Annotated in this window: 17 protein-coding genes and 5 tRNA genes; 9 read left to right on the top strand and 13 right to left on the bottom strand. The window is 44.9% G+C overall.

Features of this window, described 5'->3' with window-relative positions:
• The first annotated feature begins 199 nt into the window (after window positions 1-199).
• From G5S32_RS00415 to G5S32_RS00405, 3 genes are all read left to right on the top strand, one after another.
• Window positions 200-460 carry a BufA1 family periplasmic bufferin-type metallophore gene (locus G5S32_RS00415; RefSeq protein WP_165309977.1) on the top strand — a complete coding sequence of 87 codons (261 nt, stop codon included), beginning with the start codon at window positions 200-202 and terminating at the stop codon, window positions 458-460.
• A 267-nt stretch (window positions 461-727) separates the two neighbouring features.
• Window positions 728-1,573 (top strand): MNIO family bufferin maturase, encoded by an 846-nt coding sequence (gene bufB, locus G5S32_RS00410; RefSeq protein WP_165309976.1) that lies wholly within the window; start codon window positions 728-730, stop codon window positions 1,571-1,573.
• On the top strand, window positions 1,570-2,334 hold the full coding sequence (locus tag G5S32_RS00405; protein ID WP_165309975.1) for an HvfC/BufC N-terminal domain-containing protein: 765 nt from the start codon (window positions 1,570-1,572) through the stop codon (window positions 2,332-2,334). Before bufB ends, G5S32_RS00405 begins: the two co-directional genes overlap by 4 nt.
• A gap of 3 nt (window positions 2,335-2,337) precedes the next feature.
• On the opposite strand, the gene G5S32_RS00400 is transcribed toward G5S32_RS00405, so the two are convergent.
• Together G5S32_RS00400 and prlC are read right to left on the bottom strand one after the other, a co-directional pair.
• Window positions 2,338-2,550: a hypothetical protein gene (locus G5S32_RS00400; protein WP_165309974.1), complete on the bottom strand. Its 213-nt coding sequence runs from the start codon at window positions 2,548-2,550 to the stop codon at window positions 2,338-2,340.
• A gap of 102 nt (window positions 2,551-2,652) precedes the next feature.
• A complete protein-coding gene (gene prlC, locus G5S32_RS00395; protein ID WP_165309973.1) occupies window positions 2,653-4,695 on the bottom strand; it encodes an oligopeptidase A in 2,043 nt (680 codons plus the stop codon).
• Window positions 4,696-4,894: 199 nt separating this feature from the next.
• Between prlC and G5S32_RS00390 the strand changes: the two genes are divergently transcribed.
• Entirely contained in the window at window positions 4,895-5,734 is an 840-nt protein-coding gene (locus tag G5S32_RS00390; protein ID WP_165309972.1) for a 23S rRNA (adenine(2030)-N(6))-methyltransferase RlmJ, read from the top strand.
• 143 nt (window positions 5,735-5,877) lie between these two features.
• Complete coding sequence (gene gorA / locus G5S32_RS00385) at window positions 5,878-7,233, top strand: glutathione-disulfide reductase (RefSeq protein WP_165309971.1); 1,356 nt, start codon at window positions 5,878-5,880, stop codon at window positions 7,231-7,233.
• A 70-nt stretch (window positions 7,234-7,303) separates the two neighbouring features.
• On the opposite strand, the gene G5S32_RS00380 is transcribed toward gorA, so the two are convergent.
• A complete protein-coding gene (locus G5S32_RS00380; protein ID WP_165309970.1) occupies window positions 7,304-7,966 on the bottom strand; it encodes a TetR/AcrR family transcriptional regulator in 663 nt (220 codons plus the stop codon).
• Between the two features lie 197 nt (window positions 7,967-8,163).
• On the opposite strand from G5S32_RS00380, the gene G5S32_RS00375 reads away from it, so the two are divergent.
• From G5S32_RS00375 to G5S32_RS00365, 3 genes are all read left to right on the top strand, one after another.
• The gene (locus G5S32_RS00375) at window positions 8,164-9,042 is read left to right on the top strand and encodes a dimethylarginine dimethylaminohydrolase family protein (RefSeq protein ID WP_165309969.1); all 879 of its coding nucleotides are present in this window, start codon (window positions 8,164-8,166) and stop codon (window positions 9,040-9,042) included.
• A gap of 328 nt (window positions 9,043-9,370) precedes the next feature.
• The gene (locus G5S32_RS00370; RefSeq protein WP_246201031.1) at window positions 9,371-10,552 is read left to right on the top strand and encodes an efflux RND transporter periplasmic adaptor subunit; all 1,182 of its coding nucleotides are present in this window, start codon (window positions 9,371-9,373) and stop codon (window positions 10,550-10,552) included.
• A 3-nt stretch (window positions 10,553-10,555) separates the two neighbouring features.
• A complete protein-coding gene (locus G5S32_RS00365) occupies window positions 10,556-13,681 on the top strand; it encodes an efflux RND transporter permease subunit (RefSeq protein ID WP_165309968.1) in 3,126 nt (1,041 codons plus the stop codon).
• A 150-nt stretch (window positions 13,682-13,831) separates the two neighbouring features.
• Here G5S32_RS00365 and G5S32_RS00360 read toward each other — a convergent pair whose 3' ends face one another.
• The 10 genes from G5S32_RS00360 to G5S32_RS00315 form a co-directional block, all read right to left on the bottom strand.
• On the bottom strand, window positions 13,832-14,788 hold the full coding sequence (locus G5S32_RS00360) for an SPOR domain-containing protein (protein WP_165309967.1): 957 nt from the start codon (window positions 14,786-14,788) through the stop codon (window positions 13,832-13,834).
• A gap of 140 nt (window positions 14,789-14,928) precedes the next feature.
• Window positions 14,929-15,867: an ABC transporter permease gene (locus G5S32_RS00355; protein WP_165309966.1), complete on the bottom strand. Its 939-nt coding sequence runs from the start codon at window positions 15,865-15,867 to the stop codon at window positions 14,929-14,931.
• A 2-nt stretch (window positions 15,868-15,869) separates the two neighbouring features.
• Entirely contained in the window at window positions 15,870-16,847 is a 978-nt protein-coding gene (locus G5S32_RS00350; protein ID WP_165309965.1) for an ABC transporter permease, read from the bottom strand.
• A 177-nt stretch (window positions 16,848-17,024) separates the two neighbouring features.
• The gene (locus tag G5S32_RS00345; RefSeq protein ID WP_165309964.1) at window positions 17,025-18,584 is read right to left on the bottom strand and encodes an ABC transporter substrate-binding protein; all 1,560 of its coding nucleotides are present in this window, start codon (window positions 18,582-18,584) and stop codon (window positions 17,025-17,027) included.
• Between the two features lie 94 nt (window positions 18,585-18,678).
• Entirely contained in the window at window positions 18,679-20,394 is a 1,716-nt protein-coding gene (locus G5S32_RS00340) for a dipeptide ABC transporter ATP-binding protein (protein WP_165309963.1), read from the bottom strand.
• Between the two features lie 1,347 nt (window positions 20,395-21,741).
• Window positions 21,742-21,818, bottom strand: a tRNA-Pro gene (locus G5S32_RS00335).
• Between the two features lie 54 nt (window positions 21,819-21,872).
• Window positions 21,873-21,948 (bottom strand) — tRNA-His (locus G5S32_RS00330).
• A 9-nt stretch (window positions 21,949-21,957) separates the two neighbouring features.
• Window positions 21,958-22,034: transfer RNA gene (locus G5S32_RS00325), tRNA-Pro, on the bottom strand.
• A gap of 149 nt (window positions 22,035-22,183) precedes the next feature.
• Window positions 22,184-22,259: transfer RNA gene (locus G5S32_RS00320), tRNA-His, on the bottom strand.
• Window positions 22,260-22,302: 43 nt separating this feature from the next.
• A tRNA-Arg gene (locus G5S32_RS00315) sits at window positions 22,303-22,379 on the bottom strand.
• Window positions 22,380-22,691: 312 nt separating this feature from the next.
• On the opposite strand from G5S32_RS00315, the gene G5S32_RS00310 reads away from it, so the two are divergent.
• A complete protein-coding gene (locus G5S32_RS00310; protein WP_165309962.1) occupies window positions 22,692-23,093 on the top strand; it encodes a c-type cytochrome in 402 nt (133 codons plus the stop codon).
• Window positions 23,094-23,110 lie beyond the last annotated feature (17 nt).

Below are 23,110 nucleotides of genomic sequence, written 5' to 3'. Positions count from 1 at the left end.
AATAGTTGAAGTTTTTTTGTACTTAGATTGGTACATATTTCATTCGCTTAACACATTTACCTGCTTAATTCGTCGGTTTTTTATTCCCTTCCGTGAAAGTTTTTCTTAGTCACTCCTCTCTTTTCCAATAAGCAAGCTCGACAATTAACAAATTGTTAACTTGCGATATCAGGTAAGAGCAATTCATGAGGAAGTGATGATGAAAAAATCAAATTTAGCGGTAGCGGCAGCAGTAACAGGCTTACTTGTAGTCGGCGGAACCATGCTAACAGCAACATCAGCGGTCGCAGCAGATCAGGAAAAATGCTACGGCGTGGCTAAAGCGGGTCAAAACGACTGCGCGACTAAAATGAGTTCATGCGCAGGTACTTCTAAAAAAGATGCTCAGAAAGACGCCTTCGTTGTCGTACCTAAAGGTTTGTGCGGCAAACTTTCCGGCGGAAGTACTATGTCGTCTTAATAGTTGAAAATACAACTAATACCATTCTGGAAAATTTCCTGATTCAGTGAATGGGCGTCGATAAGCAAACCCTCCGAGCCATGGATGGCTCGGCAGAGCTGGGACGAATAAATGCGCGTTTGCGTTTGATGCCTATTCGCTGCTCGCCGACGCTCAGTCTGAGCATATTTTTATCTAGGATGGTATAAGTGGTGCTCTCTGCTCAAAAGGCGCACCACTTTCCTTCTTTCGCTATAACAAACTCATCATACGACTGACGGAGGTTTTATGCTGCATAGCCAAGTAGGTGTCGGATTACGCGCTCCCCATATCAGCTATTTTGCCCAGCAAGAGCCACAAGTGAGCTGGTTAGAAATTCATAGCGAAAACTACTTTTCTCCCTATTCGATTACCCGTAAACAGCTGCGACAAATTCGTAGTTACTATCAGATTAGCTGTCACGGCGTTGGTCTTTCGTTAGGTTCTGTACAGAGCATCAATACCAACCAATTGCAGCAACTTAAGTCATTAGTCGACGACATTCAGCCTCTTTTTGTTTCAGACCACTTAAGTTGGAGTGAAAATGGCGGACACTATTTCAATGACTTATTACCCCTTCCCTATACCGAAGAAGCGTTGAATGTCTTTTGCCGTAACGTACTTGCCGTTCAGGACGCCATTAAACGTCCGATATTGATTGAAAACCCTTCCAGCTATTTGCAGTTTAATCATTCCACCATTTCAGAATGGGAGTTTCTGGCTCAAGTTCAACAACGCACGGAATGTCGCTTGTTGCTAGATTTAAACAATGTACATGTTTCTGCTTTCAATCATGGTTTTAGTTGTCAAAGCTACATTGATGCTATTCCCGCACATGCAGTTGACGAAATTCACCTTGCGGGATTCTCAATCAACACGCTTCCCCAAGGCGAAATATGGATAGATACCCACAGCAAACCAGTATCTGCTGAAGTCTGGCAACTCTATCAAAACTGGTGTGAAAGACATGGCAGCCGAAGAACACTGATTGAATGGGATTTAGATATCCCACCTGTTGACGTTTTACTGGCAGAAGCGCGTAAAGCCAGCGAGATACTGACAAACTTCGACATGATGGCGAGGAAAGCATCATGAACGTTGGATTAGCCCAACTACAGGCCACCTTTGCCCAAGCATTACGTTACCAAGCCCAAGGAAGCGCTTGCGATATTAAAAGTGGGCGATTGAGTGCGGACGACAGGCTACAGATATACCGCAATAACTTTGTGATGAGTTTGACAGAGGTGCTGCAAGCTACCTACCCGATGCTTCTGGCAGTGTTGGGTGAAGAGTGTTTCGGTGCTATTGCCCGCCACCACATACTTTCGTATCCACTCAAGCAAGGCAACGTCAGTGGTTATGGCGAGCATTTCAATCGAACTATAGAGAAATGTCCTAATGTGACAAGGGCGGCACCTTATGCGCTTGAATTAGCAATATTTGAGTGGCAACTGGATAGAGGACAGCAAATCTTTGCTGAGACGGAAAGAACCAATGTGAGACCGCTATCCGATCTCGAGCGTTTAACGGATGATCAACAGAATAGGGTTGTTCTTCATCTCTACCCTTGGGTCTCGCTGTTTAAATCCCACTTTGCTCTATTTGATTTACAACAGGCGATTCGTCAGCAAAACTTTGATGAACTTGAGCTAATGAAGCCTCAGTCAGGTATGATGAGTTGTGATGTAGAAAATGGAATCCCTTGGGTGATAACGTTAAGTGAGCATCAGTTTGAATTTATGCAGTCAATGCTCAAACAGACAACTCTCGAAGATTTGAACCAACAACAACTTGCTGAAATACCCAAATTGGCCGCACTGCAAGTGATTGCTGGCTTCACGTTGAAGAATGTCTAACGATTACTCTTTGCTGAGATCGTTACTAATATTTGTCACCGCATCGCGAGAAGCATGACCGATAGCTTTAGTCGTATCGCGAGTTGCATGACCAATAGCCGTTGTGGCATCACGGGTCGCATGCCCTACTTCTTTTCCAGCTTGTTTCAGTTCAGCGCATCCTAAAAGCAACAATGTCGTGAATAAAGAAAAGCTTAACTTCTGGCACTGCGTCATTGGAATCTCCTTTTAAAACCAAAGTTACTCTAACAAATAACCCCGCTGGTTAAAGCAGGGTTATGTTATTTTTTGAACTGAATTGTCTAAATACAAATAAACTTATGCCGCAATACCAGAATGGCGAAGCAACGCATCAATTTGTGGCTCACGGCCACGGAAGCGCTTGAACAACTCCATAGGCTCTTCACTGCCACCCATTTCTAGAATGTTATTGAGGAAACTTGAACCTGTTTCTGCATTGAAGATACCTTCCTCTTCAAAGCGAGAGAACGCGTCTGCCGATAACACTTCTGCCCATAGGTAACTGTAGTAACCCGCACTGTAGCCACCAGCAAAAATATGGCTAAAGCTGTGTGAGAAACGGTTCCACTCAAGACTTGGTAGCACCGCCACTTTCTTCTTCACTTCAGCCAGAGTTTCAAGCACCTGAGGACCGACTTCTGGGTCATAGGTAGTGTGCAACGTGAAGTCGAATAATCCGAACTCAAGTTGACGCAGGATGAACATACCTGATTGGAAGTTCTTCGCTGCCAGCATGTTGTCTAGCATCGCTTTCGGTAAAGGTTCGCCTGTTTGGTAGTGACCTGAAATAAAGGCTAGCGCCTCTTCTTCCCAACACCAGTTTTCTAGGAACTGACTTGGTAGCTCAACCGCATCCCAAGGCACACCATTGATACCAGAAACCGAACTCACATCCACTTGAGTCAACATATGGTGAATACCATGACCCGTTTCGTGGAACAGAGTGACTACTTCGTCATGAGTAAACAGCGCAGGTTTATCACCGACAGGACGGTTAAAGTTACATGTCAGGTAAGCCACTGGCGTTTGTAGATCACCATTGGCATTGATACGACGCACGCGACACTCATCCATCCACGCACCGCCACGTTTGTGTTCACGAGCGTATAGATCAAGGTAGAAGCTACCGCGCAGTGCGCCGTTACTGTCGAAAATATCGAAGAAACGAACCGATTCATGCCAAGTGTCCACACCTTCACGCTCTTGTACTTTCATGCCGAAAACACGCTTTAGCACTTCAAACAGACCAGAAACAACTTTGCTTTCTGGGAAGTAAGGACGTAGCTCTTCGTCAGAAATCTCAAACAGTTTCTGCTTTTGCTTTTCGCTGTAGTAAGCAATATCCCACAGCTCAAACGAAGTAACGCCAAACTCTTGCTCAGCAAACTCACGCAACTCCTGAACTTCGCGTTCACCTTGTGGTTTCACTTTTGTCGCTAGGTTGTTCAAGAAGCTCAGAACCTGATCTGGCGTTTCCGCCATTTTGGTTGCCAATGACTTTTCGCTGTAGGTGTTGAAACCAAGCATACGCGCCACTTCATAACGCAGTTTTAGCAACTCAGCGATGTTCTCGGTGTTGTCCCATTTGCCCGCATTCGGACCACGGTCAGAAGCGCGCGTTACGTAAGCTTCGTAAAGTTCTTTGCGCAGCGCTTGGTTATCACAGTAAGTCATTACAGGTAGGTAAGAAGGGATATCCAACGTTAACAGGTAGCCTTCGAGACCTTTTCCTTCCGCTGCTGCTTGAGCCGCCGCCAGCGCCGATTCCGGCATGCCCGCTAGCTCATTTTGGTCGGTAATGTGCTTAGTCCAACCCATGGTGGCATCAAGCACATTGTTAGAGAATTTAGAGCCCAGCTCAGACATACGCTTACTGATCTCGCCGTAGCGTTTTTGTTCCGCTTTAGGCAAGCCGATACCCGACAATTCAAAGTCACGCAGTGCATCTTTGATGGTCTTCTTTTGTGCTTGAGTTAAGGTTTCGAATGTTTCGCTGCTCTTGATTGCTTTATACGCTTCAAACAACCCTTTGTGCTGACCAACCCAAGTGCCGTATTCAGACAGGATTGGCAGACAGCTTTCATAAGCTTCACGCAGTTCGTCGCTGTTCACCACCGAGTTCATATGGCTCACTGGTGACCATAAACGACTCAAGCGATCATCCACTTCTTCGATAGGTGCAATCACATTTTCCCAAGTTGGTTCAGTATTACCTTCAAGTACCTGTTCAATCTTTGCACGGCAATCTTCAATTGCCTGTTCAACCGCTGGCTTTACGTGCTCCGGCTTAATGTCTGAAAACGGAGGTAAATCCGTAAAGCTAAGAAGTGGATTCGACATAAAACATTCCTTTTTATGGAGAGTAGTGAGGATGAGATATCCTCGTCTGTTAGGTTAATAAATATAGGTAGCAAGGTGAATTTTCAAGAGTGATCTGTTCGTAAGGAACAGGATTCAGAGCATTTTGTCGAAACTTGGGTGTATAATTAGCCGAAATATTTCTGATACCGACATCCCCTGAAACAGGTTAGAGGCGAATTTGTTAAGTTATCGACACAGTTTCCATGCAGGAAACCACGCAGATGTAGTGAAACACATCGTACAAAGCTTAATCCTCAATGCACTGCAGCAAAAAGATAAACCCTTCGTATATCACGATACGCACTCTGGCGTGGGTCGTTACGACTTAACTCATGAGTGGTCTGAAAAAACTGGCGAATACAAACAAGGTATCGCACGTATTTGGCAACAAGATAATGTGCCAGAAGACATTCAGAGCTACCTCGATGCAATCAAAGCTCTTAACCAAGGTGATGAACTGCGTTACTACCCTGGCTCTCCTCGTGTAGCGCGTGCTCACTTGCGTCCGCAAGATCGCATGGTATTAACCGAATTACACCCTAGCGATTACCCTCTGTTGGAACAAGAATTCGAACGTGATCGCCAAGTATCGATTTACAAAGAAGATGGCTTTCAACGCCTGAAAGCAAGCTTACCACCGCAAGAGCGTCGTGGTTTGGTACTGATTGACCCTCCTTACGAGTTGGCGAAAGAGTACCGTGACGTAGTCAATGCCATTGCACAAAGCTACAAGCGTTGGGCAACGGGCATATATGCTATTTGGTATCCGGTGGTAAACCGCTGTGATATCGAAGACATGATTGAAGGTTTGGAAAATCTTGGTATTAACAAAATTTTACAAATTGAGTTAGGTGTTTCACCAGATACCAATGAGCGTGGCATGACAGCATCAGGCATGATTGTTATCAACCCACCGTGGAAGCTGGAAAGCCAGATGAAGGAAATCCTGCCGTTTTTGAAAGAAGCGATCGCACCAGTGACCGGTCACTACAAAGTGGAATGGATTGTTCCTGAATAATCTTACCGAATAGCAATATGGGAATACTTTGCTCTGGTTTTTCCGTATCGTAGACTGAATACAACTTATCCCTAAGCTGTTTAGAATTGCTTGTGGCAAACGAATAAAAAGTGGGAAACGAATAAAAATAAGTGGAGAAAGTAATGACAACGCATTTTGATTACATCTGTATCGGTGGCGGTAGCAGCGGTATCGCATCAGCAAACCGCGCTGCAATGTACGGCGCAAAAGTCGCACTGATTGAAGCGAAAGATCTTGGCGGTACTTGTGTAAACGTTGGCTGTGTACCGAAAAAAGTAATGTGGCACGGTGCTCAAGTTGCTGAAGCAATGAACCTATACGCACCTGATTACGGCTTCGACGTTGACGTGAAAAGCTTCAACTGGGCAAAAATGGTAGAAAGCCGCCAAGCGTATATTGGTCGCATTCACCAATCTTATGACCGTGTTCTTGGTAACAACAAAGTGGAAGTGATTCGCGGTTTTGCTAAGTTCATCGACGCGAAAACGGTAGAAGTTAACGGTGTTCATTACACTGCAGACAACATTCTGATCGCTGTCGGAGGTCGCCCAACCATTCCTAACATTCCTGGTGCGGAACATGGTATCGACTCAAACGGTTTCTTTGACTTAGCAGAACAGCCAAAACGCGTAGCAGTAATTGGTGCGGGTTACATCGCCGTTGAGATTGCTGGTGTACTACACGCACTGGGTACAGAAACTCACCTATTCTGCCGTAAAGAATCACCACTACGTAGCTTCGACCCAATGATCATCGATACTTTGGTTGAAGTAATGAATACTGAAGGTCCAACACTTCATACTCACAGCGTTCCAAAAGAAGTCGTGAAAGAAGCCGATGGTAGCCTGACTCTTCATTTAGAAAATGGTGAAAGCCAAAACGTTGATACTTTAATTTGGGCTATTGGTCGTCACCCAGCAACAGATGCGATCAACCTAGCTGCAACGGGCGTTGCAACCAACGAGCAAGGCTATATCAAAGTTGATGAGTACCAAAATACTAACGTGGCTGGCATCTACTGTGTAGGTGATATCATGGAAGGTGGTATCGAGCTTACTCCTGTGGCAGTTAAAGCGGGTCGCCAATTGTCTGAGCGTCTGTTCAACGGTAAAACCAACGCGAAGATGGACTACAACTTAGTACCGACTGTGGTATTCAGTCATCCACCAATCGGTACTATCGGTCTGACTCAGCCTGAAGCGGTTGCAAAATACGGCGAAGAGAACGTGAAAGTGTACACTTCAAGCTTTACCGCTATGTACACAGCCGTCACTCAGCACCGTCAACCATGTAAGATGAAGTTGGTTTGTGCCGGTGAAGAAGAAACGGTAGTTGGTCTTCACGGCATTGGTTTCGCTGTCGATGAAATGATCCAAGGCTTCGGCGTAGCAATGAAGATGGGTGCTACCAAAGCGGACTTCGACTCAGTCGTTGCTATCCATCCAACAGGCTCTGAAGAGTTTGTTACCATGCGTTAATTCGCAACCTCCTAAGATGCAAAAGCCTCGCAAATGCGGGGCTTCTTGTTGGATCAAAAACTATGTTAATTCAAAACGGTGGTTGTAGCTCTGATTGAATATGGCTCATCAACTCGACACCAATCACTTGACCGAAAGTCGTCACAGCCACATCCACCAGCTCTTGTGAGCTAAGCTCCTCCGGCAAAGCGCCACCTTCAATCCATAAGCCATCAAGTACCGCGTTGCAGGCGATGCTGAGCCTTCTCAGTTCGGGCTCATCAAAACTCCGAGCCTCTTCCACCAAAACATCTTCAATCAGCTTTTTTAAGTGCAATCGCAGCAAGTTATAGGTTTTTCGGTGACTTTCTCTCATTGCTGGGTTGTGAAACAGCATTTGGAAGAAGCCAGCCCATAGTGCAATAGCTTGCGAATCGACAATCGGTGGCAATACTGAAGCCTGAACGAAACGAGCTAGGCGTTTCTTAGCACAATCGAACTCACCTTCTGCGGCTTGCGCTGCCAAATCGATTAGATTGGTCATGTGCTTTTCATAAGCAGCAATGATGAGGTCGTCTTTACTCTTGAAATGATAACGAATCAGTCCTTGAGTAACCTTTGCCTGTTCAGAAATAGAACGAACCGTAGCAGCTTTAATCCCATCGGTTGCGATTAGACGCAGTGTAGCTTCAATCAACTCATCTTTGCGATTGTTTGATGCTTCTTCTCTTGGTGCTTTGTTTTGCTTACTCATTTCATTCCATTCTATTTCAGCTGCTTGTGGCTATATCACCAAAGGTGGAGCCATCCAATCAAGCCTTCATTCAACGCTCTGTGACTATCATAACCCAAAAGCTCATTTTCAAAATCAAAATTATACACTTGTATAAATTTATACATTTGTATAATGTTTAACACAGAGTTTAATTACCCAGTCATAAGGAGAATGCAATGGGGAACTACGGCTGCCAATTAATGGCTGAACCAATGACACGCGTACTGATGCGCCGCCCTGGAAATAGTCTGCTGAACGCCGACCCGCAGAAATGGCACTACAACTCACTGTTCAATGCTGAAAAAGCACTGCAACAGTATGACGAGTTTGCCAGCCTGATTGAAACTTCTGGTGCAGAAATAGTCTGGATTGACGAAGCGAGTGAAGAGCTGGCTGATGCGATGTTTACCAGAGATGCATCATTGGTGACCAAAGCGGGTGCAATCCCACTTCGCATGGGTAAACCGCTACGCACTCCTGAGCCTGCACTGCACAAACGCGCTTACGAGAAAGCGGGAATTCCGGTGCTGGGTGAATTAACGGGCGACGCTAAAGTGGAAGGTGGCGACATCATTTGGTTGGACGAAAGCACGCTCATCGTCGGACTAGGATTTCGCTCCAACCGAGAAGGTGTTGAGCAACTCAACCAATTACTCAATCCTCACGGAGTAACCGTACTTGGATTTGATATGCCTTACTGGACAGGCGAAGAAGCATGTTTGCATCTCATGTCTGTCATTTCTCCACTCACGGAAACTAAATATTTGGTTCACCCGCCACTGATTCCAGCAGCACTTTGGACTCTACTGAAACAGCGTGGCATCGAAATGGTGGTCGCGCCTGCGGATGAATTTGAGGCTTCGTTTGGGCTCAACCTGAATGTTCTGCCTACTTCACCCGATCACTGCATCATGATCGATGGCTTCCCAAAAACGAAATCAGTAATGGAAGAGAGCGGCACTAAAGTAACTGTTTTTGAAGGTGAGGCTCTATGCATGGCTTGTGAAGGCGGACCGACATGCTTAACCAACCCTATCGTACGAATCGCTAAATAACGCAGAATCTCTCAAGCGGTTTGCTCTTTGAGTAGGCCGCTTTTTCGTCTCCTGCACTCCATTTTTAATTCTCACTTTCCACCGCAAAAGTTTGCCAAGCATATATTTTCATCTTTTTCATTAGTATTAGTGATGAATTGCGTGTAGGGTCTTGTCCAACTGTGCAATAAATGACAAAGTCATCCTTACAAGTTGTAACGAACCGATGTCTTAACCAATTATTAACTGCGGGTTATTTATACTATCAATATTTGTATAACTACATTTGAGTTCCAATTAGCGTTCTGCCTATCGACTACCTTCAAAGCATAAAAAGGAAGCGTGCAGGATGAGTTCTAGTGGTAAAGGAGAGAAACATATGGGCCAAGGTAAATCCTTGTCGAAAACTTGGTTGACCACAATTGCAGCAGCAATTGTGCTTGCAGGATGTCAACCAGACGCCAAGCCAGCGGCGGTAGCTAACGGTGCTGCACCAGCTGTAGCGGTAGACGTTATTAAAGTAGCGACTCAGTCTGTTAATGTAACTAGCACCTTGCCTGGTCGTACGAATGCTTTCCGAATCGCAGAAGTACGTCCTCAGGTACGCGGTATTATTACTGCACGTAAATTTGTTGAAGGTAGCTTAGTTGAAAAAGGTGATGTTCTATTTGAACTTGATGCTTCAACTTACCAAGCGTCATTGGCAAGTATGAAAGCGAACCTAGCAAAAGCAGAAGCAACATTAAGCCGTACAGAGCTTCAAGCAAAACGCTATAACGAACTGGTTAAAAAGCACGCAGTAAGTCAACAAGATTATGAAGATGCCCAAGCAACTTACAAAGAAGCATTGGCTTCAGTAAAAGCGGCACAAGCGAATGTTAACGCTGCACAAATCGACCTTGATTACACGCACATTAAAGCACCAATTTCAGGTCGTATCGGTCGTTCAATTGTCACAGAAGGTGCATTGGTTACTGCTAACCAAACGGATGCGCTTGCAACCATTCAGCAGCTAGACCCTCTTTATGTTGACCTTTCTCAACCAAGTAACGAACTTCTAAAACTGCGCCAAAGTGCAGGTAAAGAAAAAGATGAACTGAAAGGCATCAATTTATTCCTAGATGACGGTACGCCGATCGAGCAAAAAGCAACGCTACAATTTGCTGAAGTATCTGTTAATGAAAACACTGGTACGGTAAACGTTCGTGCAACTCTGCCAAACCCAGATCAATTCCTATTACCAGGTCTTTATGTTCGAGCTCAACTACCAACAGAAGACCGTGCAAACGCCATTCTTGTTCCTCAAACAGCACTAAGCCGCAACGCTCGTGGTGAAGCCTCTGTTTTAGTTGTTAATGCTGAAAACGTAGTTGAAAGCCGAGCCGTTGTTGCAACACATACCGTAGGTTCTCAATGGTTGATTGATTCTGGCTTAGAAGCTGGTGAAACCGTCATTGTGGCAGGTCTGCAAAAAGTACGTGCTGGCAGCACGGTTAACCCACAAGTCATGGAATCATCTAAGGAACAATAAGATATGGCTCGATTTTTTATAGATCGCCCAATCTTTGCTTGGGTGATTGCAATAATCATCATGCTAGCAGGTGTGCTGTCGATCATGACACTACCGGTATCCCAATATCCGGATATCGCACCGCCGACAGTAATCATATCAGGTACCTATCCTGGTGCATCTGCTGATACGGTCGAAAACAGTGTGACACAGACGATCGAACAAAATATGAACGGGATTGATAACCTGATTTATATGTCGTCTCAAAGTAGTTCATCGGGTTCTTTCAGCATCACACTGACTTTTGAAAGTGGTACGGATGCGGATATCGCTCAAGTTCAGGTACAGAACAAACTCGCCTTAGCAGAAGCGACTCTACCAAGCGAAGTACAACAACAAGGTATTACCGTTTCAAAATCATCTAGCTCATTCTTGATGGTTGTTGGCTTCGTCTCAACAGACGGCAGCATGGACAACACTGACCTTTCTGACTACATGATTTCGAACGTAAAAGATCCACTAAGCCGTGTTCAAGGTGTGGGTGAAGTTCAAGTGTTTGGTGCACAGAACGCAATGCGTATCTGGCTGGATCCAAATAAACTGAACAAATACAGCCTAACACCAGCTCAGGTGAAGTCAGCGATCAGTGCACAGAACACGCAAGTGTCTGTGGGCCAGTTAGGTGCAGCGCCATCAGTGAAAGGGCAGCGTCTAAACGCAACCATTACTGCGCAAAGCCGTATGAGAACGGTCTCTGAGTTCCAAAACATCCTATTACGCGTTGACACCGATGGTGCGCAAATTCGTTTGAAAGATGTGGCTCGTGTTGAGTTGGGCGCTGAAAGCTACCAAGCTGTTGCACTGTACAACGGTAAATACGCTGCTGGTATTGCGATTAAGCTGGCAACAGGTGCTAACGCGCTTGAAACCTCTCAGCTAGTGAAAGCTCGCATTCAAGAGATGACCCCAACGTTCCCAGACAACATTGAGGTTATCTATCCATACGACACTACGCCGTTCGTTCAGATTTCTATCGAAGAAGTAGTTCATACGCTGATTGAAGCGATCGTTCTAGTATTCCTCGTGATGTATCTGTTCTTGCAAAACTTCCGTGCAACGTTAATCCCAACGATTGCCGTTCCGGTGGTATTGCTTGGTACTTTCGGTGTTATGGCCGCATTTGGTTTCTCGATCAACACCCTAACCATGTTCGGTTTAGTGCTGGCGATCGGTCTGCTGGTTGACGATGCTATCGTTGTAGTAGAGAACGTTGAGCGGGTAATGGCTGAAGATGGTCTTGCGCCGCGTGAAGCTACTCGTAAATCGATGGGACAGATTACCGGAGCACTAGTCGGTATCGCGATGGTACTGAGTGCGGTATTCATTCCGATGGCATTCTTCGGCGGCGCGGCGGGTGCAATTTACCGTCAATTCTCACTGACTATCGTATCGTCAATGGTACTGTCGGTTATCGTGGCAATGGTTCTGACTCCTGCACTTTGTGCAACGTTGCTAAAACCAATGCATAAAGGTGAACACCACGTTCGCCGTGGTCCACTGGCTTGGTTCAACACAGCCTTTGATCGCGGTACACACGGCTATAGAAATGTAGTGAGCAAAGGCGTGAATCAACGAATTCGCTACCTTGCTATGTACGTCATCATTGTTGCTATTCTAGGTACTCTTTGGACTCGTCTACCGACTTCTTTCGTTCCAGAAGAAGACCAAGGTATTTTCCTCTCCATCATCCAGTTGCCAGCGGGTTCAACTCAAGAGCAAACGTTGGAAGTGATGGATAAAGTTGAAAAACACTTTATGGAAAACGAATCTGACTCTGTTCTGTCAGTCTTTACTGTTTCAGGCTTCAGCTTCGCAGGTCAAGGTCAGAACATGGGTATGGCGTTCATCCGTCTTAAAGATTGGGACGAACGTACTAACCCTGCGATGTCAGTAAACGCTATTGTTGGTCGTGCTTGGGGTGCATTCTCTCAAGTGAAAGAGGCAAACATCTATACCTTTAACGTTCCAGCGATCATGGGTTTAGGTAACGCAACAGGCTTTGATGCTTATCTCACTGATAACGCAAACTTAGGGCACGACAAACTGATCCAAGCGCGTAACCAGCTATTAGGTATGGCGGCACAAAACCCGAATCTAACCGGTGTTCGTCCAAATGGTATGGAAGATACGCCTCAATTCCGCATCAACATTGACTATGAAAAAGCGATGGCGATGGGTCTGTCTGTATCTGATATCAACAGCACGCTATCAACAGCACTGGGTTCGAGCTACGTTAACGACTTTATCGATAACGGTCGTGTTAAAAAAGTATACCTGCAAGCGGATGCTCAATACCGTATGACACCAGAAGATCTTAGTCTGTGGCATGTGAAAAACAGCAAAGATGAGATGGTTCCATTTAAAGCGTTTGCAACTACCGACTGGACTTACGGTTCTCCTCGTCTAGAACGCTACAATGGTGTTCCTGCGGTGAACATTCAAGGTTCTGCGGCAGCGGGTATGAGTACCGGTGATGCAATGCAAGCCATCAGTAACATCGTTGCTCAGTTGCCTCAGGGGATTGGTCTACAGTGGACAGGAGCTTCCTACCAAGAAGTACAAACCGGCTCACAAGCACCACTGCTTTATGCGCTCTCTATCCTAATCGTATTCTTGAGCCTTGCAGCTCTATACGAAAGTTGGAGTGTGCCGTTCTCTGTCATCATGGTGGTTCCATTAGGTGTATTTGGTGCTATTGCAGCAGCTACATTGAAATCGCTATCTAACGACATCTACTTCCAAGTAGGTTTGTTAACAACCATTGGTTTGTCTGCGAAAAACGCCATCCTGATTGTTGAGTTTGCGAAAGCACTTTATGACGAAGGACAAGACTTAATTAGTGCAACCGTCGAAGCGTGTCGTATGCGTTTACGTCCAATTATGATGACATCATTTGCCTTCATCTTGGGTGTACTTCCACTGGCACTAAGTACTGGTGCAGGTGCGGCTAGCCGTAACGCAATTGGTTGGGGTGTTGTGGGTGGTATGTTTGCTGCGACGATTCTGGCAATCTTCTTCGTTCCCGTGTTCTTTGTGATTGTAATGAAGTTTTTCCGTACACAACCACATAAGATTCCTGAAGATGCATAATCATCTTATCTAACGATAAAAAAACCCAGTGACTTCACTGGGTTTTTTATTAATACCAATAACATTAATTTCCTAATCATACCATTCTGGAAAATTTCCTGATCAGTGAATGGGCGTCGATAAGCAAACACGCATTCATCCAGGCTGGTATTATTTTACGCAAAGAACGTTCAGTAAGGAGTCCCCTTTTAAGGTTGTTACCTTACCTGTGGTAAAGAAGCCTTTGTTGTTCAGCCCCCAATAAGGCAAGTAAATCGGCCAGTTTTCCTTTTCCATAAGTTTAGAATCAAGCAGTTGTTTCCATTCCACTTCCATCGCCAAGCGCATTTGCAGCTGTTGGCAACGCTTCTCTGCTGCAGCATAACTTAAGCGATTCCATGCTAAATCATGCTCCATATAGAACTGTTCTTTTTCGTCCATCACATAAGGCACAACATAGTGAACACCATTAAGTGTGGCCTCACGTCGGATAGTGACCATAGCAGCATCTTTAGCTACCGATGCAGAGGCTTTAGTGGATTTAGAGGACGACTCTGGTTTCATTTTAGGTTCAGCTTTAACCATTGGCTTCGGCGTGGTCACTGCTGGCTTCACTTCTGCCACTTTCTTAGGTGCGCTCTTTGGCTTTGTCACAGGCTTCTTCGTTACAACTGGCGTATCTTGCTCACCTTTGCGTACTTCACGAATAAATGCTTCCTTGTACCGCTTCTCACTCCTGACCCCTGCGAGTTCTTTTTTAGCCGTTGCATAATCCTCGTAAGGACCTATCAAACAACGTAAATCCTTACCTTCAGGCTTCATCCACACATCCGTTGAAATATGCTTGTAGAGTACTTTCGCTTGGTTCAACGATATTGGTTGATCTAACAACCCACACTGAATCCAGAACAAGGAGTCTTGTCCTTTCGGTGTGGCATTGGCCCACAATCCATGACCAATGGGGCAATTGCTGTTTAGCAGAGGAAGTTCATTGGTCGAGGTTTGAGTCCCTCCACACAAAAACTGGTCAGACTCTGCGGCCAATAGTGGCTGAGAAACGAAACCCAAAGGTAATCCAATCAACAAAAGGTGCGAAAGTTTTGGCATTGTGACCCACTTGATATCCATATGTTCTCCATTCCGGTGACTATGGTTACTGTATTACTTTACCTGAGCTTGCATTGAGAAAAGAATAGGCAAAAAAAGAGCCGTAATCACTTACGGCTCTAGTTTAGGTAGATTATGTGAGTAAAATCAATCGACGAGGATCAACCTTTATAGATTTTCGGGTTAAATACATCACGCAACCAGTCACCCAGTAGGTTGATCACCAAAACTAAGGTTACAAGCAGCACACCAGGGAAGGCCGTGATCCACCAAGAGCCCGAGAAAATGTAGTTAAAACCGATACTAATCAGAGCACCAAGCGATGGTTGGTCAACTGGCAAACCTAAGCCAAGGAATGACAGTGCCGCTTCAGACATGATGGCGTTTGCCACTTGTACCGTTGAAATCACTAGAATCGGAGACAGACAGTTAGGCAAGATATGGCGGAACATAATACGAGGAGCTTTAAAGCCCATTACACGAGCCGCTTCTACATACTCTTTCTTCTTCTCTGCCAGTACTGATGCACGGATGGTACGCGCGTACTGAGGCCACTCAGCCACACCTATGATCACCACCAGCATTAATACCGCATATTTACTGTAGAACTCGCTGCCAAAACTCGCTTTGAAAATAGCCGACACAATGATCGCCACCATCATGGTTGAGAAAGACAACTGAACATCTGCAAAACGCATTAAGTAGCTGTCGATACGACCACCAAAGTAGCCTGAAGACAAACCAATAATGATACCCAGAGCTAACTGAAGCGCTACCGCAAGGAAACCGATAGTCAATGAAAGACGTGAGCCATAAAGCATGGTCGATAAAATATCTCGACCCTGCTCGTCCGTGCCCAATAGGAAACGCCCATCACCGCCCTCCATCCAAGATGGTGGCAACTCTGCATCCATAAGATCGATTGAAGACATATCGTATGGATCGGTTGGTGCAATAAGCGGTGCCGCCAGCGCAAGTACTAGGAATACCATACAAACGGCAAAGCTCACCATTGCCACTTTGTCACGTAAGAAGTAGTACAGAAAATCTGACTGTTTAAAACGCTCCCAGCGTGAAGGAGCTTCTGAAAATTGACTCATGATTATGCTCCTTTACCTGTTAAGTCTACGGTTGGGTTAATCAGTCCGTATAACAAATCGACCACGGTGTTAGTCACAACGAAGATTAGACCTACGAAAATAACGTAAGCAGTAATCAAAGGTGTATCTACGCGGTTAATCGCTTCAAGGAATAGGAAGCCTGTACCCGGCCATTGGAATACTGTCTCAGTCAAAATGGTGTACGCCACCATAGTACCGATCTGAACCCCACCTACCGTTAATACCGGCAACATAGTGTTTTTCAAAGCGTGCTGGTAGTAGATTTTTTTCAGCGGTAAACCTTTTGCTGTCGCAAATTTAATGTATTCAGAGCTTAGAACTTCCAACATTTCAGAACGAACTAAACGAATAAACAGCGGCAACATGATTGAAGCCAATGAGATACATGGCAAGATCAGGTGCAGTAAACCATCAACGGTAAAGTAACCTGATTCCCAACCTAGTAGATTGTAGGTTTCACCACGGCCATAAGATGGCAGCCAGCCCAATTCAATTGAGAAGATATACATCAGCATAATCGCTGTTAAGAAAACCGGGATTGAGATACCGATACTACTGCCGGCCATCACGACTTTCGTAAACAGACTTTTTGGTTTTATTGCCGTATAAACACCAATTGGAATAGAGCAAATCACAATGATTAATGACGCGCCAAATACAAGCTCTAGCGTTGCCACTAATTTATCTAGAATCACGTCGATTGCAGGGCGTTTGAAGAAATAAGATGTGCCTAAGTCACCCTGCACTGCAGCAGTAACAAAGCGTGTATATTTGGTAATGAAGGGATCGTTCAGACCAAGTTCATCGCGCAACGCTTGGCGCTGAGCTTCAGAAACAGATTGGCCGACAAGCTCACGTAGCGGGTCACCCAAGTTATCTTGGATGGCAAACGCCACTAAACTGATCACAAACATCACTATCAGTGCCTGAAACAGGCGCTTGACCAGAAACGTAAACATTCCTTGCCCCTTAACTTTCCATGCAAAATTCGGAACACACACACGGTGCGAAAATACTCAGCCTAAAAAACGACACTTTATCCGACTGAAAAAATAAACTGCCTAACTGTCTAGCTGTTAAAACACGCCTTCGATGTCAGACACCGAAGGCGTGGTATTACGTGTTAATGCTTAATCTTACTTAGCGTCAACCACTAGGTCGCCGAAGTAAGGGAAGTCCATTGCGTTCACGATTTCTTTCGCGTGTACGTTAGACTTCGCACCCCAAGCAAGGTTTTGCCAGTGTAGAGGAACGAACGCTGCATCGTTGTACAGAGTCGCTTCTACTTTCTGTAGCATTGCTGAACGTTTAGCAGGATCTGTTTCAACGTTTGCTTCTTCAACTAGCTTGTCTACTTCTGGGTTAGAGTAGTGACCACAGTTGTACTGACCTTTACCAGTCTCTTCGTTACGAGTCATAGTCAGGAATTCAGAGAAGTTCGCTGAATCTTCTGTATCCGAGTGCCAACCGATCATCAGCATGTCTGCTGCACATAGGTCGAATTCAGGCCAGTATTGCGCTTTAGGCATAGTTTTCAGATCAACTTTGATACCGATCTTAGACAGCATTGCAGAAACTGCTTGAGCTACTTTCGCATCGTTCACATAACGGTTGTTTGGAGCGATCATAGTTAGCGTGAAGCCTTTCTCGTAACCCGCTTCTTTCATCAGCTCTTTTGCTTTTTTAAGGTCAAAGCGTGGAACTAGATCTGGGTTATAACCAGCGTAGCCTTTAGGGCTTTGTTGGCCAGCCGCTGTTGCGAAGCCTTTCATGATTTTATCAACGATACCTTCGTTGTTAATTGCATGAACGATAGCTTGACGAACACGAACATCTTTCAACGCTTCGTTGCTAGATTGGTTCATTTGGAACGTGATGATACGAGTACCTGGAAGAGTGATTAGGTCAACGCCTTTCGCTTCTTCAACACGTTTGTGATCGTTTGGAGCAACTGGAGCAATCATGTCTACGTCGCCAGAAAGTAGCGCAGCAACACGAGTCGCGTCTTCTTTGATTGGCACTAGAGTAAGTTTGTCTACGTTACCTTTAGACGCTTTGTCCCAGTAACCGTCAAAACGTTCAAACTCAACTTTAACACCTTGCTCACGAGCAGTTACGATGAACGGACCAGTACCTGATGTGTGAGTAGAAGCAAAAGAGTTTCCGTGTTTCACGATTTCAGCTTTGTCTTTACCGTCTTCACCAGTACCAGAGTAGAACTTGCTGTCCATTGGGAAGATGTAAGTTGCGGTTTGAAGAACAAGCGGGTATGCACCTTTTGACACTAGGTCAAATGTGTAATCATCAACTTTAACCAATTTTTCAAACGGTTCGAAAATCGCTTTGAAATCTGGCGAAACTTGTAGGCGGTCGAATGTCCACACAACATCGTCTGCTGTTAGTTCGTTACCTGAATGGAACTTAACACCTTTGCGTAGGTGGAAACGTACAGTTTTATCGTCAACACGTTCCCATTTTTCCGCTAGGCGAGGTTCAAAATCCAATTCCTGTGTGTAACGAACTAGTGGATCAAATACCATATGAGACATCTGAAGCGTACCACCTGAAAGTTGCTCATGTGGGTCAAGAGACACTGGGTCTGCGTCGTACGCTACTTTGATATCTGCTGCGCTAGCTGCAAAGCTTAAACCAGCGGCCATTAAAGCTAATGCTAATTTGCTTTTCATGGTTTTCATTGCATAACTCCTTATGCGGGAATCCAAATCCCTAGTTGTTGTATTTGCTTCTGCTTAAAATGCCAAACAAGAACGTTTGGTAATGGTTGCGGCTTTAAGCCGTTTCTACTTCTTCTCTCAAGCCTGTAAATTCAGGCATCAAGGAAATCAGTTGTTTACTGTACTCGTGCTGAGGTGAGTTGAAAAGCTGCTCTGTTGGTGCAACTTCTAGCAAGGTCCCCATTTTCATCACACCCACGCGATCACACATCTGGCGAATCACTGGTAAATCGTGACTGATAAACAGCATGGTTAGGTTCAGTTCATCTTGAAGATCTTTCAAAAGGTTCAAAATCTGAGCCTGTACAGATACATCCAATGCGGATGTCGGTTCATCACAAATCAATAAGCGCGGACGAGTTGCCAGTGCTCGTGCAATCGAAATACGTTGACGCTGACCACCTGAAAACTCGTGCGGATATTTCACGCCAGCCATTTTGCCTAAGCCAACATGCTCTAATAAGTCATTCACAATTTGACGAGTTTCCGCTTCACCGCTGGTGAGCTTATGGAAACGAATCGGCTCTGCAACGATATCGAAAATCTTCATACGAGGGTTCATCGACGTATAAGGGTTTTGGAATACCATCTGCATTTGGCGGCGCATAGGACGACGCTCTTTCTCTGATTTCAGAGCGGTTAAATCGATACCTTCAAATGTCACTCGACCATCATTTGGCGCATATAAACCTGCGATAACACGTGCGATGGTCGATTTACCAGAACCAGATTCACCCACTAAACCGAATGTTTCACCTTCATGCACTTCAAAACTTACATCATTTGAAGCTTGAACGTATTCACGACGGCTTTCGAATAAAGAATCTTTAGTGACAAAACGCAAGTTGACGTGTTCCACTTTCAGTAGTGGGCCTGTGTACTTGCGGTTGTCCTGACTTTTACCCAACCAGTGATTCTTAATATCAATCGATTTGGTATCTGCCGCTTGTTCGATATAAGTCACCAGAGGGAAGCGGTCGAGCTTCTTGTCTGAACGAGGTACAGCAGAAATCAGGCTACGTGTATATTTGTGGTCTGGATTACCTAGCACTTTCGCCGTTGGTCCAAACTCAACAAGATCACCACGATACATAACCGCGACGCGGTCAGTAACGTTAGAAACCACACCCATATCGTGCGTAACCAACATACAACCTACGTTGTTCTTGATACACAGCTCGCGGATAAGGTTTAGGATTTGGTCCTGAATAGATACATCCAGCGCAGTTGTTGGTTCGTCTGCAATGATCAGATCTGGTTCACCAGCAAGTGCAATAGCGATAACTACACGTTGACGCATACCACCAGAAAACTGATGAGGATACTGTTTAAGACGGTTTTCAGGTTGAGGAATACCCACTTGCTTCATTAGAGAAAGCGCACGTTGATAAGCTTCATCATCTGAAACCTTCATATTGGCATGAATGGTTTCTGTTAATTGATGCTCTACTGTAAACAGTGGGTTCAAAGACGTCATTGGGTCTTGGAAAATAAAGCCAATTTTAGAACCGCGCACTTTACGCATTTTCTCAGATGATAAACCGGAAATTTTTTCGCCGTCTAAGAAAACTTCACCACCAGCAATTGTTCCTGGAGGGCTAAGCAAATCAATAACGGCATTACCAACGGTAGACTTTCCCGCACCTGACTCACCAACCACACCAACAATCTCACCACGCTCAATATTGAACGAAAGTGATTTGACTGCCGCATGCACACCGTGACGCGAAGGATATTCAATACGAAGGTTTTTTACTTCTAAAAGTGACATTTACACCAGACCTCTACTGCTCGGCAGTTTTCTGCCCTGTCTGCGCCCCATATACCAGTGAAAAATACGAGTAATATGAGTACAAGTGAATCCATTCTTGCCAGTACAAAATTCTGGCAATTTACAAGCCCATCAATTTGGCAAATATTTCACAGAAAAGCAACAAAGATAGGATAAAAACTCGAAAAAAAACAAATTTAAAGCACTATTATCGAATTTGTATGCAACACCTATACAGATAACAATGGTTAGACCTTTCATCTAGCACGTAAAAATACACCAACCAACTTAGCCTTAAACACTAAAAACTCATGAATCAGCAATACAATATAAAACCCAAGCAATGAATAATAAATCAAATTAAGGCATGTTTTTGCCATTAACAAAATAGAAACAAAATGAGAATCAGCAGTGAAAACTAAAATTTATAACCAAATTAAAAACAATCAATAGTTATTAATTCGATATAAAAAATACAAAGCCAGGTGTTTACTCCAACAAATTTAATGCACCGAAGTTGCAAGTTTAGTCACTCTAGTTTTAAACACCGTTGCCGTACAAAACTCACCCACTTATACTCTAGGTGATTTTTACGTGGTACAACAAATGGCACCATAAACTTTGAAACACATCCCAATATTGAGCGGAAAAACTTACATAAAAATCATTAAAACCCAATTCATCGTAAACAGACGTAAAAACCGTATGAATATCCATCATTTCCGATGTGGCTTATATAGCGCTCAGTGAAGAGCCAGATCCCGAACATCAGGCGAACCCCGCTCTGTTCGAAAACCTGAACTCTGAATGTAAAAAAGCCCCAGTCTTTCGACTGATACCATCCTAGACAAAAATATGATCAGACTGAGCATCGGCGAGCAGCGAATGGGCGTCAAACGCAAACGCGCATTCATTCGTTCCTGAAGCTCCGCCGAGCTATCCATGGCTCGGAGGGTTTGCTTATCGACGCTCATTCACTGATCAGGAAATTTTCCAGAATGGTATGAGGCTTCGTTGTAGTGGTCGGTGAAGAGCCAGATCCCGAACATCAGGCAAACCCAGCTCTGTTCGAAAACCTGAACTCTGAATGTAAAAAAGCCCCAGTCTTTCGACTGAGGCTTCGTTGTAATGGTCGGTGAAGAGCCAGATCCCGAATATCAGGCGAACCCAGCTCTGTTCGAAAACCTGAACTCTGAATGTAAAAAAACCCCAGTCTTTCGACTGAGGCTTCGTTGTAATGGTCGGTGAAGAGCCAGATCCCGAATATCAGGCGAACCCAGCTCTGTTCGAAAACCTGAACTCTGAATGTAAAAAAGCCCCAGTCTTTCGACTGAGGCTTCGTTATAGTGGTCGGTGAAGAGGGATTCGAACCCCCGACCCTCTGGTCCCAAACCAGATGCGCTACCAAGCTGCGCTATTCACCGACTTATGTTTTATCTTGAACTTAACAAGAAAGGGAACCGAAATTACCTAAATAATGGGGTGGCCAACGAGGCTTGAACTCGCGACAACCGGAATCACAATCCGGGACTCTACCAACTGAGCTATGGCCACCAAAATAAGTGGTCGGTGAAGAGGGATTCGAACCCCCGACCCTCTGGTCCCAAACCAGATGCGCTACCAAGCTGCGCTATTCACCGAACTAAATTCTTTTCTATGGAATTTGCTAGAGGGTCACCCTCTGGTCCGCTTATTCCAAAATCGGGATGCGCTATCAAACCACGCTATTCACCGACTTAAGTTTTATCTCGAACTTCATCAAGAAAGGGAACCGAAGCTACCTAAATAATGGGGTGGCCAACGAGGCTTGAACTCGCGACAACCGGAATCACAATCCGGGACTCTACCAACTGAGCTATGGCCACCACTGTATTTGCCAATTTGCTTACGCTCCTGCAAGCATCCGGATGGCGCGCCCGAAAGGATTCGAACCTTCGACCTTTGGCTCCGGAGGCCAACGCTCTATCCAGCTGAGCTACGGGCGCATGCCCTATCGGCGGAGTGGAATAATACGTAGTTCACACTATGCCGTCTAGTATTTTTTCAACTTTTTTTGCCGTTTGGTGGCTTTTTCGTCACATACTTGTTGCTATTACCACAATAAGGATGTGACTAAGCCCTTGAAGATCGCAAGTTGTTGTTTATTGCAACAACTTATCGGGATATAATCACTCACTGTTTACATTGATTTAACAGCCTAGTTAACTTAACAGACTAAGTTGCTTTAAATCACCCTACTCTAAATATAAATAGGTAAGCAGCACTTACCTTCGGAATGTAAAGTGAGTTTATAGGATATGTCTCGATCACTCTTTAGCGTATTGTTCGCTGCTCTAACTTTTTCTACTGCAGCCCTAGCAACTAGCCAAGCTGATTATGATGCTATTGCTGAACGTATTAAACCCGTTGGTGATGTTTACCTAGCAGGCAGTGAACCAGTTGTCGCAGAGCCTACAGGGCCTCGCGATGGCGCAAAAGTTTATGGTACTTTTTGTATCGCTTGTCACGCATCAGGTGTCAGTGGCGCGCCAATCAAAGGTAACGCTGATCAATGGGCTCCTCGTATTGCCCAAGGCAAAGATGTATTGAAAACGCACGCACTTAACGGTCTCAACCTGATGCCACCAAAAGGTACATGTATGGACTGTTCTGATGACGAAATCCTTGCTGCAATTGAACATATGATTGAAGGTTTGTAATCTCTTTCGGTTTCTAT

The organism is Vibrio ziniensis (assembly GCF_011064285.1).
Lineage (GTDB): Bacteria > Pseudomonadota > Gammaproteobacteria > Enterobacterales > Vibrionaceae > Vibrio > Vibrio ziniensis.
Note: the sequence above shows the minus strand (reverse complement) of the source record. Positions and strands in the feature narration are given on the sequence as shown.